Genomic DNA, 13,787 nt, shown 5'->3' with positions numbered 1-13,787 from the left:
GGCCCGCACCACCCGGGTCACCGGCGTACCGCCGCACGCAGCTCGTCGACGAGCTCACCGGCCAGCTCCCGGACGGCGCCGGTCTCCCAGGCGGTGAGCCGGTGGGTCAGTTCCAGCACGATCGGGCCCTCCCCCTGCGGTTCCGCGATGCTCACGGTCAGGTCGGCGGTCGCGCCGCCGACGTCGAGCGCGTCCAGTGTGCCGAGGACCCGCTGCTCGACGGACAGCCCGGTGTCCTCGTGCGGCACGAGCAGCACCGACGGCCGCGCCAGCGCGGGATCGGCGCCCCACACCTCCCGGACGACGGCGGCGAACCCGACCGCGGTGTGGTCGTAGCCCGCGAGGTCGTCGGCACGGGTGGCGCGCAGCAGGCCGGCGTCCAGGCCACGGTACCCGGGGTGCACCGGCAGCACGGCCACGTCCGCGACGCCGCCGACGAGATCGGTCAGCGCGGCCTCGGTACGCCCGGCCACGAACGACGCTGTCGGTACGGGTGCCGGCACGCCGCGCCGGGCCAGGACCACGGCCAGCGCCGACTGCACGACGGTGAACAGCCCGGCCCGCTCCCGGCGGGCCAGCCCCTCGACGTCGGCCCGCAGCTCCGGGTCGAGCTCGGTGACGACGGTCCCGGCCGCGGCCGGGCCGGCCGGTTCGGCCGGGTCGGCCGGGTCGCCGGCGGGCACGGACGCGTCGGCGGTGCGCCGCGCGCAGCCGTCGGGGGTGTCCGCGTCGACCGGCGCAGGCACCCCGGCCAGCGCGGCCCGCCAGTGCGCGATCGACCGGGCGTACCGGTCGCCCTCCGCGAGGGCGCGGGCCCAGCGGGCGTGGTCGGTCGCGGTGACCGGCAGTGGGGTGAACTCCGGTGCCCGGCCGGACCGGCGGGCGTCGTAGGCGGTGGCGAGGTCACGCAGCAGCGGCACCACCGACCACTCGTCGACGCCGAGGTAGTGCAGCACGAGGACCAGCTCGTGCCCGCCGTCCGGCCCGGTGGTGAGCACCGCGCGGAACGGCGGCTCGCCGGTCAGGTCGAACGGCTCGCGGGCCAGCTCCGACGCCGGCCGGCCGCTCTCCACCAGTCCGGTCCCCGCGTCGTGCACCAGGCGTCGCGCGCCGTCGTCGTGCGGCACGACCACCGAGCGCAACGGCTCGTGCCGGGCGACGACGTCGTCCACCGCCGCCGCGAGCGCCGCGACGTCGTAGGGGGTGTCCGGGCGCAGCACCAGCGCGTGGTCCGGCCGCGGGTCGATCCGGTGCCGGGCCCAGCGCCACTCCTGCGCGGGCGCCAGCGGCTCCCCGTCCGGCGACGCGGGCGGGCCCGCGACGAGCTCCGGCCGGTCCGACGGCCGCCGCGCCAGCAGCCCGGCCAGCGCGGCGACGGTCGGGGCGTCGAACACGTCGCGCACGGACAGGTCCGCGCCGGTACGGGCCCGCACCCGGCCGATCAGCCGCATCGCGGCCATCGAGTGCCCGCCGAGTGCGAAGAAGTCGTCCTCCGGCCCGACCGTGTCGGGGTCGAGGCCGAGCACCTCGCCGACCAGGTCCGCGAGGCGGCGCTGCTCCGGCGTGCCACCGCCCCCGGATCCCGCGGCCCCCGGCAGCGGGAGCCGGTCCAGGGCGCGCCGGTCGAGCTTGCCGTTCGGCGTGAGCGGCAGCGGCCCGTCCAGCACGACGACGGCGCCCGGCACCAGCGCGTCCGGCAGCCGGTCCGCGGCGTGCGCGCGCAGCTCCGCCTGCCCCGCGGTGGCGCCCGGTTCGGGCACCACGTAGGCGGCCAGGCCGTCGCCGCGCGGCAGCACGACGGCCTGCCGCACGTCGTCGTGGTCGGTGAGCACGGCGGCGATCTCGCCGGGCTCCACCCGGTGCCCACGGACCTTGACCTGCTCGTCGGTGCGGCCGAGGAAGTGCAGGTCGCCGTGGTGCCACCGGGCCCGGTCGCCGGTCCGGTAGAGCCGCGCCCCCGGCGGGCCCCACGGGTCGGCGACGAACCGGTCCGCGGTGAGCCCGGCCCGGCCGCGGTAGCCGAGCGCGAGGCCGCGACCGCCGACGTACAGCTCGCCCGCGACGCCGTCCGGGACGGGCCGGAGGCGCTCGTCGAGCAGCCGGACGACGGTGCCCGGGTCCGGGACGCCGATCGGGACGGGGCCGTCGGTGCCGGCGTGCGCCGTCCAGAGGGTGGAGTTCACGGTCGCCTCGGTGAGGCCGTAGCAGACCACCAGCGAGACCCGGCCGGCCCAGCGGGCGACCAGGTCCGGCGGGACCGCCTCGGTGCCGACCAGCACGTGCATGCCCGCGGGCAGCTCCGTAGCGGGGCCGAACGCGCCGAGCAGCGCGGGCGGGATCGCGGCGTGCGTGACGCCGTGCCGGGTCAGGAACTCCGGCAGCTCCGGCCCGGCGGTGCGGACGTCGTCGGGGGCGACGACCAGCCGGCCGCCGGCGCCGAGCGCCATCGCCAGCTCGAACACGACGACGTCGAACCCGGCGGAGGCGAACTGCAGCACCCGCGAGCCGGTGTCGGCGCCGAACCGCTCCGCGGCCAGCTCCGCCAGCACCCCGACGCCGTCGTGCGGCACGAGCACCGCCTTCGGACGGCCGGTGGAGCCGGAGGTGTAGATCAGGTACGCGGGGTCGTCCGGGCCGAGGTCGAGCGGCGGGGGCGCGTCGGGCGCGGTGCCCGGCCGCAGCCGGTCGATCCCCTCGACGTGCGGGATCCGGTCGTCCAGCTCGCCGGTCACGACCAGCGCGCCCGCGCCGGAGTCGGTGAGCTGGAAGGTGAGCCGCTCGTCCGGGTGCGCCGGGTCCAGCGGCAGCCACACGGCACCGAGCCGCCACAGTCCCAGCACGGTCGCGACCAGCCCGGCGTCCCGCCCGACCGCGACGGCGACGACGTCGCCCCGCCCGATCCCGGCCGCGGCCAGGTGCGCGGCGGCCCCGGCGGCACGGTCCTCCAGCCCGGCGTAGGACAGGTCGCCGGACGCGTCGGTCACCGCGACGGCGTCCGGGGTCGCGTCGGCCCAGCCCGCGACCACCGTGGACAGCGCACCCGGGAAGATCCCGCCGCCGGTCCGGTCACCGGAGCGGTCGGTCAGCGCGCGGTGCTCGTCGGCGGTGAGCAGGTCGATCCCGCCGACCGGGGCGTCCGGCGCGGTGGTGAAGGCGGCGGCCACCGCCGCGAACCGGGCGGTCAGTGCCTCCGCGGTCGCGCGGTCGAACCGCTCGGCCGAGTACTCCAGGTGCAGGTCGAGGGAGCCGGCCGTCTCGACGAAGGAGAAGACGAGGTCGAACTTCGCGGTCGTCGCCTCGACGGGCTCCTCGGACGCGGTGATCCCGGGGAGGTCGATGATCTCGCCGCCGGGCCGGGCGTGGTGCGCCACCATCACCTGGAACAGCGGGTTGCGGCCCGGCTCCCGGGGCGGGTTGACCCGCTCGACGACGGCGTCGAACGGCACCTCCGCGTGGGCGAACGCGGCCAGGTCGGCGTCCCGCACCCGGGCGACGAGCTCGGCCGGGGTCGGGTCGCCCGCGGTGTCGGTGCGGAGCACGACGGTGTCGACGAAGAACCCGACGAGGTCCTCCAGCCGCTCGTCGGTGCGGCCCGTGACGGGCGCACCGAGCGGCAGGTCGGTGCCGGCCCCGAGCCGGGTCAGCAGCGCCGCGACGGCGGCGTGCAGCACCAGGAACGGGCTGGCGCCGTGGGTGCGGGCCAGAGCGTGCACGCCGTCCCGGACCGCGGCCGGGAGCGGCTGCTCGACGAGCCCGCCGGCGAACGTCGGCCGGGCCGGGCGGGGCCGGTCGGCGGGCAGCTCGATCTCCTCGGGCGCACCGGCCAGGGTGTCGTCCCACCAGGCGAGCCGGTCGTGCGCGAGCGACGCCGGGTCGTCCGGGTCGCCGAGCAGCTCGGCCTGCCAGAGCGTGTGGTCGCCGTACTGCACCGGCAGCGGCTCCCACGACGGTGCCGCGCCCCCGGCGCGGGCGGTGTAGGCGGTGGCGATGTCGTCGAGCAGGGGGCGGTCCGACCACTCGTCGGTGGCGATGTGGTGGAGCATCAGTGCCAGCACCTGCTCGCGCGGCCCGGTCCGCAGGACCGTGGCCCGGATCGGGATGTCCCGGGCGAGGTCGAAGGGCCGGTCGATCTCCGCCGCGACCAGGCCGGCGATCTCGTCCTCGTCCACGTCGGTCACGGTGACGGGCACGTGCGGCGCGGGGAGGATCCGCTGCCGCGGTCCCGCCTCCTCGACGACGGTGCGCAGCGCCTCGTGCCGGGCGACGACGTCGTCCAGCGCGGCGGACAGCGCCCCGGTGTCGAGCTCGCCCCGCAGGCGCAGGGTCAGCGGGAAGTTGTAGGCCGCCCCGCCGCCGTGCTGGGCGACCAGCCACAGCCGGGACTGCGCCGCGGACAGCGGCAGCGTGTCGCCGTGGTCCCGGGCGACCAGCTCCGGCCGGGCCTGCTGCGTGCCCGCGGCACCCGACCGGTCCGCGAGCAGCTCCGGGGTGGGTGCGGCGAACAGGTCGCGCAGCACGAGGTCGGCGCCGAGCGCGGTCCGTGCCCGGGACAGCAGCCGGGTGGCGAGCAGCGAGTGCCCGCCGAGGTCGAAGAAGTCGTCGGTCGGCCCGACCCGGTCCAGTTCGAGGACCTGCGCGAACAGAGCGCACAGCGTCTCCTCGGCCGGCGTCGCGGGCGGGCGGCCCTGCCCGGCCGGGGCCAGGTCGGGGGCCGGGAGCGCGCCGGTGTCGAGCTTGCCGTTGACCGTCAGCGGAAGGTCCTCCACGACGACGACCGCGGCCGGCACGAGGTGGTCCGGCAGCCGGTCCCGCAGGTCGTCGCGCAGCCGGCGCGGCAGCTCGGCGGCGGTGTCGGTTCCTCCGCCGTCTCCGCCGTCTCTGCCGTCTCCGCCGGCCACGACGTAGCCGACGAGCCGGGCGATCCCACCCGGGCCCGAACGGTCGGCGACGACCGCGGCCCGCGCGACGGCCGGGTCGGCGTCGAGCAGCGCGGCGACCTCACCGGGCTCGACCCGGTGCCCGCGGATCTTGACCTGGTCGTCGGTGCGGCCGAGGAAGTCGAGGATCCCGTCCCCGTCCGGCCCGGGCCGGCGCCGCACCAGGTCACCGGTGCGGTACATCCGGCCGCCCGGCGACCACGGGTCCGCGACGAACCGGTCCGCGGTCAGGCCGTAGCGGCCCAGGTAGCCGCGGGCCAGACCGTCACCGGCGATGTAGAGCTCGCCGGGCACCCCGTCCGGGACCGGCCGCAGCCAGGCGTCCAGGACGTGCGCGGTGGTGTTGGTGATCGGCCGTCCGACCGCGGGGGTGTCCGAGTCGGCGGTCCCCGCCCCGAGGGTGTTGATCGTGTACTCGGTGGGGCCGTAGAGGTTGTAGCCGAGCACCCCGTCGGCGTCGCGCAGTGCGGTCCAGACGGCGTCGGACACCGCCTCGCCGCCGAGCAGCACCAGCGGCATCGGCCGCTGCGCGAGCAGCCCGGTGTCGAGCAGCGCCGCGGCGTAGGTCGGGGTCACGTTGACGACGTCGACCTCGTTCGCGTCGCAGTAGGCGACCAGGCGTTCGGCGTCGCGGCGCAGCTCCTCGTCCGCGACGTGCACCTCGTGCCCCTCGACCAGCCAGAGCAGCTCCTCCCAGCTCATGTCGAAGGCGAACGACACGGTGTGCGCCACCCGCAGCCGGGCGTCCGGGCCGCGCCGGGACCGGACGTCGGCGACGACCGGGTCGAAGATCTCCGCGCGGTGGTTGAGCTGCATGTTCGTCAGGCCCCGGTACGGGGTGACGACGCCCTTCGGCTTCCCGGTGGAGCCGGAGGTGTAGATGACGTAGGCGGGCACGTCGAGCCGGCCCGGGGTGCCGGGGGCGAACGCGCCCAGCTCGCCGCCGGACAGCGGGCCGCCGTCCAGCGCCGCCCGCTCGGCGGCGGTGGCGGGGTCGTCGAGCAGGACAGCGGGCACCCCGGCGCCGGACAGGGTCGGCGCGACGGCGGTGGTGCTGAGCAGCGCGACCGGGCGGGCGTCGCGCATCGTCTCGACCAGCCGGGCGGCCGGGTGGTCCAGCTCCAGCGGCAGGTACGCCGCCCCGGTCCGCAGGATCGCGAACAGCGCGATCACGGTCTCGTGCGAGCGCGGCAGCCCCAGCGCGACGACGGTCTCCGGTCCGGCGCCGCGCGCCAGCAGCAGCCGCGCGGTGCGGTTCACCGCGGCGTCCAGCTCGGCGTAGGTGAGCCGGTCGGTTCCCGAGACCAGCGCGAGGTCGTCCGCGGCGACCGCGGCCCGCCCGGCGAGCAGGTCGGCGATCGTGTCGTCGCCGAGGTCGACGGTGCCACCGTCCCGGGTCCGGGTGACGGCCGCGCGCTCGTCGCCGGACAGCGGGTCGAGCGTCGCGACCGGCTCGTCCGGGGCGTCCAGCAGCCCGGACAGCAGCCGCTCGACGCGGCCCGTCCACGCCGCGGCCGCCTCGTCGCCGACGGTGTGCGACAGCGTGATCCGGAACCGCTCGCCGGGGGTGACGATGAGCGTGAGCGGGTAGTGGGTGGCGTCGGCGTTGTGCAGGCCGGTGATCCCGTGCCGGTCGCCGAGCTCGGCGATGCGCTGCTCGCCGCCCTCCGGCCGGTAGACGTAGAGCGTGTCGAACAGGGTCCGGTGCCCGGCCAGGCGCTGGATCTCCCCCAGCCCGACGGTCTCGTGCGGCAGCAGCGCGAGCCGCTCGTCCTGCACCCGGGACAGCAGCGCGCCCGCGGTCTCCCCGGGCTGCAGCACCACCCGGGCGGGAACGGTGTTGAGGAACAGCCCGATCACGTTCTCCACGTCCGGCACCGCCGCGGGACGGCCCGCCACCGAGGTGCCGAACACGACGTCGGTCCGCCCGGTCCCGGCGGCCAGCGCGAGCGCCCAGACGGTGGACAGCACGGTGTTCGGGGTGACGCCGCGCTCCCGGGCCAGCGCGCGCAGCCGGTCCGACGTGGCGGCGTCGAGGTCGAGGTGGGTCTCGGTGACCGGCCCGGGCGCGGTGCCCGGCGGCGGCCCGGCCAGGGTGGGCTCGTCCAGCCCGGCGAGCGCGGTCCGCCAGGCCTCCCGGCCCGGCTCCGGGTCGCGGGTGGCGAGCCAGGCCAGCAGGTCGCGGTAGCTGCCGCCCGGTTCCGGGCGGATCTCGCCGTCGTAGGCGGCGAACAGGTTCTCCAGGAACAGCCAGGCCGACCAGCCGTCCCAGATCAGCAGGTGGCGGTGGACCAGCACCCGGTCCCGGCCGTCGTGGCGCAGGACGGTGATCCGGAACAGCGGCGGCACGGCGAGGTCGATCGGGGCGGCCCGGTCGGCCGCGGTGCGCCGGTCGAGCTCCGCGGCCGAGCCGACCTCCACCAGCTCGACCGGCGGTGCCAGGGACTCCGCGACGAACTGGACGGGCTCGTCGAGGCCGTCGTCGGTGAACCCGGCGCGCAGCGCGGCGTGCCGCTCCAGCATCGTCGCGACGGCCGCCCGGAACCGGTCGAGGTCCAGCTCGTGGTCGAGCTCGACGGTCTCCTGGACGGTGTAGACGTCGTGCTCGGCGCCGTCGAGCGTGGCGTGGAAGTACAGGCCTTCCTGCAGCGGGGACAGCGGCCACACCTCGGCGACCTCGCCACCCGCGACCGCGCGGACCCGCTCGGCGACGCCGGGCTCCGGCGCCGGCAGCGGCGGGAGCGCGTCCGCGGTCTCCCCCGCCCCGGCCGCGACGGCGGCAGGGGTGCGGCCGGTGAGGACGTCGGCCGGGCCGACGTCCAGCCCGGCCCGGCGGGCCCGGGACGACACGGCGATGGAGGTGATCGAGTCCCCGCCGAGTGCGAGGAAATCGTCGTCCGGGCCGACCGTCTCCCGGCCGAGGACCTCGGCGAACGCGGCGCACAGGGTGCGCTCGGCGTCCGTGGCGGGCTCGCGGGCGGGACCGGCCGCCGACGCGCCGGGGGCGGGCAGCGCCGCGCGGTCGAGCTTGCCGTTCGGGGTGAGCGGCAGGTCGTCGAGGACGACGACGGCGACCGGCACCATCGCCTCCGGCAGCCGGCGGGCCAGCTCGTCCCGCAGCGCGGTCCCGTCGGCCGGGCCGACGGCGTACCCGACGAGTGCCGGCGCCGGGCCGTCCCGGCGGACGACGACGGTGGCGCGCTCGACGCCGTGCAGGGCGTCCAGCTCGGCCTCGATCTCGCCCAGCTCGATCCGCTGCCCGCGGATCTTGACCTGGCCGTCCTCGCGGCCCAGGTACTCCAGCTCGCCGCCGGTGCGGCGCACGACGTCGCCGGTGCGGTAGAGCCGCTCGCCCGGGGCGCCGAACGGGTCGGCGACGAACCGGTCGGCGGTCAGCCCGGGGCGGGCGTGGTAGCCGCGGGCCAGCTGCACTCCCGCCAGGTAGAGCTCGCCGGGGACGCCGTCCGGGACCGGGCGCAACGCGGGGTCGAGCACGTGGGTGCGGGTGTTGGCCACCGGCCGTCCGATCGGGACGGTCGCGCCCGGGTCGGCGGGGACGGCGTACGCGGTGACGTCGACGGCGGCCTCGGTCGGGCCGTACAGGTTGTGCAGCGCGACGCCGGTCAGCTCGTGCCAGCGCCGGGCCGCGGCGGCGGGCAGCGCCTCGCCGGAGCAGAACACGCGGCGCAGCGGTGCCGCCCACCCCGGGTCGGCGGTGACCCGCTCGGCGGCCAGGAAGCCCTCCAGCATCGAGGGCACGAAGTGCATCGTGGTGACCCGCTCGTCGCGGACGAGATCGGCGAGGTACTCCGGGTCGCGGTGCCCGCCGGGCCGGGCGAGCACGGTCGTCGCGCCCTGTGCGGGGCCCCAGAAGAACTCCCACACCGACACGTCGAACCCGGCGGGGGTCTTCTGCAGCACCCGGTCGTCGGGGCCCAGCGGGTAGGCGTCCTGCATCCAGTCGAGCCGGTTGCCGATCGCGCGGTGGCTGACGACCACGCCCTTCGGCCGTCCGGTCGAGCCGGAGGTGTAGATCAGGTAGGCGGCGTCGTCCGGGTGCGGGAACGGCAGATCGGCAGGCACCGGGCCGTCGGCGAGGTCCGCGACCGCGAGCCGGGTGACGCCGGGCAGCTCCGGCAGCGGGTCGTCCCCGGCCCCGACGAGGACGGTGCCGACGCCGGCGTCCCCGGCGACGTGCGCGAGCCGCTCCGCCGGGTGCTCCGGGTCCAGCGGCAGGTACGCCGCCCCCGCCCGGACGATGCCCAGCAGCGCGACGAGCAGCTCGGCCGACCGCGGCACCGCGACGCCGACGACGGCGCCCGGGCCACCGGCGCCGCGCTCGCGCAGCGCCCCGGCCAGCGCCGCCGAGCGGCGGTCCAGCTCGGCGGCGGTCAGCCGCCCGTCCGGGGCGACGACGGCGGTCGCCCCCGAGTCCCGGGCCAGGCCGTCGGCGACCCGCTCGGCCAGCGTGCGGGTGTCGGGCGGGCGGGTCTCCCCCGCCGCCGGTTCGTCGCCGGTGCGCAGCGGGAGCGAGCCGAGCGCCCGCCCCGGCGTGCCGACCAGCGCGTCGATGCGGTCACGCAGCAGCCCGACCAGCAGGTCCGCGGTGGCGGGGTCGACCCGCCGCGGATCGTGCTTGAGCACGATCGTGGTCTCCCGCCCCACCCCGACGACGAGCGCGACCGGGTAATGCACGGCGTCCCGCACCTCGACGTCGCCGACCTCCAGGTCGCCGGGACCGGCGTCCGGGGCGGGGAAGTTCTCCACGACGACGATCGAGTCGAACAGCTCCCCGCGACCGCGTTGCAGGTCGGCCAGCCGCACCTGCGGGTGGTCGAGCACCGCCGTCCGGCCGGTCTGCATCCGGCGCAGCGCCGCCGACAGCGGCTCGCCGGGGCTGCGCCGCAGCCGCACCGGGACGGTGTTCACGAACAGGCCGACGGCCTCGCCGATCCCGTCGACGGCGGCGTCGCGGCCGGAGACGGTGCTCCCGATGAGCACGTCCGGCGAGCCGGTGAGGTCGCCGACGACCAGCGCCCACGCGGTGTGCAGCAGCGTCGACGGCGTGACGTCGAGTGCCCGCGCGGCCCGGTCCAGTGCGGCGGTCGCGGTGCGGTCCAGCGTGGCGGTCCGCGTGTGGTGCGGGCCGCCGGACGGTGCCGCGGGGCCGGCCGGGGCGGGCACGGCGTCGAGCAGGCGGACCGGCTCGGCGCCCGCCAGCTCGGCGTCCCACACCTCGCGGGCGGCGGTCCTCGCCCCGGGTGTGTCGAGGCCCGCGAGGTGGTCGAACCACGCGCGCAGCCGGGCGTCCGGGGCCGGGTCCGGCTCCGGGGCGACGCCCGCGCGGCGGACCGCGTAGGCCTCCCGCAGCTCACCGACCAGCAGCGCGACCGACCAGCCGTCGAGCACGGCGTGCTGGAAGGTCAGTGCGAGCCGGGCCCGGCCGGGGCCGGTGTGCAGCAGGGCGGCGCGCAGCAGCGGGGGGCGCGCGAGGTCGAACGGGCGGGCCCGCTCGGCGTCCAGCACCGCGGTGGCGGCGGCACCGTCGCCGCGCTCGTCGACGAGGTCGTGCTCGGTCCAGGGCAGCGTGGCCCGGCCGGCGACGGCCTGCACGACGCGCCCGTCGGCGCGCTGGGCGAACCCGGCGCGCAGCTGCGGGTGCCGGTCGAGGAGGTCCTGCACGGCGTCCCGGAGGGCGGCCGGGTCGAGCCCGGGCCCGCCGAGGTCGAGGACCTCCTGCACGACGTAGGACGTGTCGGCCGGGTCCAGCGCCGCGTGGAAGAAGAAGCCCTCCTGCAGCGGGGACACCGGCCCGACGGCGGTGATCCCGTCCAGGGCGCCGAGCGTCGCGCGCGCGGCGTCGTCCAGCTCGACGGCCGGGGCGGCCTCCGCCGCACCGAGGTACGCGGAGCAGACCGGTGCCAGCTCGCCCGGCGTGCGGTGCGTGAACACCTGCCGCGGGGTGATCGCCAGCCCGGCCTCGCGGGCCCGGACGACCAGCCGGATCGACAGCACCGAGTCGCCGCCGAGGGCGAAGAAGTCGTCGTCGACGCCGATCCCGGGCACCCCGAGCACCTCGGACGCCAGCGTGCAGAGCAGCTCCTCGCGCGGGGTCCCCGGCCGCGTGCCACGCACCTGCGCGGACAGGTCCGGGGCGGGCAGCGCGGCCCGGTCGGTCTTGCCGTTGGCCAGCACCGGGATCGCCGGCACCGGCACGACGGCGGCCGGGACCATCCACTCCGGCAGCCGCTCGCGCAGGTGCTCGCGCAGCACGCCGACCAGCACGTCGACGTCGCGGAACGGGGCCGGGCGGTGCACCGGCACGTCGGTCCCCACCGGCCGGTACAGCGGCCCGGCGGCCACCCCGGGCCGGGTGAAGACCAGCTCCACCGTCGGCTCCGGGCCCCAGGTGCCCTCGGCGGTGTAGCCGAGGGACTCGCCGAGCCGCAGCAGCTCCTCCGGGTCGGCGCCGTCCGCCACGCCGGGCTCGCCGTCGATCCGGGCCCGGTTCGCCCGGTCCGCCGCCGAGCGCAGGTCCGGGACGCCGGTGACGCGCAGTGCGTCCGGCCCCGCACCGAGTGCGGACCGGACGGCGTCGGCCAGCGCGGACGGGCTCCCACCGGCCTCCGCCCAGCCGAGCTCCACGGGACGGGGCCCCTCGCCCGCCGGCGCGGGGCCACCGGGCACGCGCAGGACGACGTCGTAGCGGTAGCGGGACAGCTCGTCGTGCGCGTCGGCGCGCTTGATCCGGACCTCGGTCCCGGCGAACCCGTCGAGTCCGGTGAAGAAGTCCGGGTGGCAGAGCAGCTCGCCCTCCCACGCCACCGCCGCGTCGAGGTCGCGGCGCAGGCCGGCCGGGTCGGCGTCCGGGTTCCGGGCGCCCAGCACCCCGGCCCGGAACGTCCGCAGCAGCCCGGCGTGCCGGACGTCGCCGACGAACAGCGCCCCGCCGGGGGCGAGCAGCGCGGCGGCGCGGTGCAGCACGTCGGTCAGGTACTCCGGCCCCGGGAAGTACTGGGCCACCGAGTTGATCACGATGGTGTCGAACGGCCCGGTGAGGTCGTCCAGCTCGTGCGCCGCCGCGGCGTGCAGCTCGACGACGTCGCGCAGCTCCGGCCGACCCTGCACCCAGCGGTCGAGCGCGGCGACCGCCTCGGCGGACAGGTCGGTGCCGACGTAGCGGGGGCAGCCCGCGCCGCCGGCGAGCTCGGCGAGCAGCAGCCCGTTGCCGACGCCCAGCTCCAGCACCCGGCCGGGGCCGAGCGCGCGGATCCGGTCGACGGTGGCGTCCCGCCAGGCCCGCATGTCGTCGCGCGGGATGGCGGTGCCGTCGTAGGTGGAGTTCCAGCCGGCGAACCCGCCCTCGTAGCCGGTCGGGTCGCCGTCCGGGGCCGAGGTGGCCGCGTAGAGCAGCTCGTGGACGTCCTTCCAGGCGGTGACCTGGTCGGTGCCGTCGCCGGCGTCCAGCGCGGGCACCGCCCACGCGGCGAGCCGCCGGTCACCGGGGGCGGGCTCGTGCACCCCGACGACGGCGTCGGCGACGTGCGGGTGCGCCCGCAGCACCGACTCGATCTCGCCCGGCTCGATCCGGTAGCCGCGGACCTTCAGCTGGTCGTCGGCGCGGCCGAGGAACTCCAGCTCGCCGAGCGCGTCCCGGCGGACCAGGTCACCGGTGCGGTAGAGCCGTTCCCCCGGCCCACCGAACGGGTCGGCGACGAACCGGTCGGCGGTCTGCCCCGGCCGGTTCAGGTAGCCGCGGGCCAGGCCGGGGCCGCCGAGGTAGAGCTCGCCGGGCTCGCCGTCGCCGACCGGGCGCAGGTCAGGGCCGAGCACGTGCACGGTGGTCATCGGGTCCGGCACGCCGATCGGCACGGTGGTCCCGGTCCGGGCCGGGTCGCACTCGCCGAGGGTGGAGTTCACGGTCGCCTCGGTCGGGCCGTAGGCGTTGACCATCCGGCGTCCCCGGCCCCAGCGCGCCACCAGCTCGGGCGAGACCCGCTCGGTGCCGGCGAGCAGGGTGGCGCGCGGCAGGTCGACGTCCGGCGGCAGCGCGGCCAGCAGTGCCGGCGGCAGCGCCATCACCGTGACGCCGTGGTCACGGGCGTAGTCCGCCAGCTCCGCCCCGGGGAGCCGCAGCTCCGAGGGCACCAGCACCAGCCGCCCGCCGGAGAGCAGCGCCATGCACAGCTCCCAGAACGCGACGTCGAACCCGGTCGAGGCGAACCCGAGGACCCGGTCGGACGCGCCGACGCCGAGCCGCTCGGTCTGGGTGGCGACGAGCTGCGCGACGCCGGCGTGGGTCAGCACCACGCCCTTGGGCCGGCCGGTCGAGCCGGACGTGTGGATCACGTAGGCGGCGGACCGGACGTCGGTCACCGGCGGCGCCACGGGAGGGGCGGCGGCGATCTCGGCCCGGTGGGCGTCGTCGTCGAGCAGCACCGCGGGCAGGTCGCCGGGCAGGTCGGCGGCGACCTCGCGGGTGCTGAGCAGCAGGGCGGGCCGGGCGTCGTCGAGCACCAGCCCGGTGCGCGCGGACGGCTGGTCCGGGTCCACCGGCAGGTAGGCGGCACCGGACCGGAGGATCGCCACCTGCGCGACGACCAGCTCGATCCCGCGCGGCACCGCCAGCGCGACCAGGGTCTCCGGGCCGGCCCCCCGCGCGACCAGCACCGACGCCAGGCGCGCGGTCCGCTCGTCCAGCTCGGCGTAGGTGAGGGAGGAGTCGCGGCAGACGACGGCGACGGCGTCCGGGTCCGCGGCCACCCGTTCCGCGAACAGCTCCGGCCAGGTGGCGAGATCGTCCGACGGGCTCTCGGACGGGGACGGCAGCGTGCGGGTCACGGTCGGGCT

1 protein-coding gene is annotated in these 13,787 nt (G+C 77.7%); it reads right to left on the bottom strand.

The features are described 5' to 3' along the window. Window positions 1-17: 17 nt before the first annotated feature. Window positions 18-13,778: a non-ribosomal peptide synthetase gene (locus AD017_RS23785; RefSeq protein ID WP_060575614.1), complete on the bottom strand. Its 13,761-nt coding sequence runs from the start codon at window positions 13,776-13,778 to the stop codon at window positions 18-20. Window positions 13,779-13,787: the final 9 nt, after the last annotated feature.

It is taken from the genome of Pseudonocardia sp. EC080619-01 (assembly GCF_001420995.1).
GTDB lineage: Bacteria > Actinomycetota > Actinomycetes > Mycobacteriales > Pseudonocardiaceae > Pseudonocardia.
The sequence above is the reverse complement of the archived record's forward strand: the minus strand, read 5'-3'. Positions and strand labels throughout refer to the sequence as shown.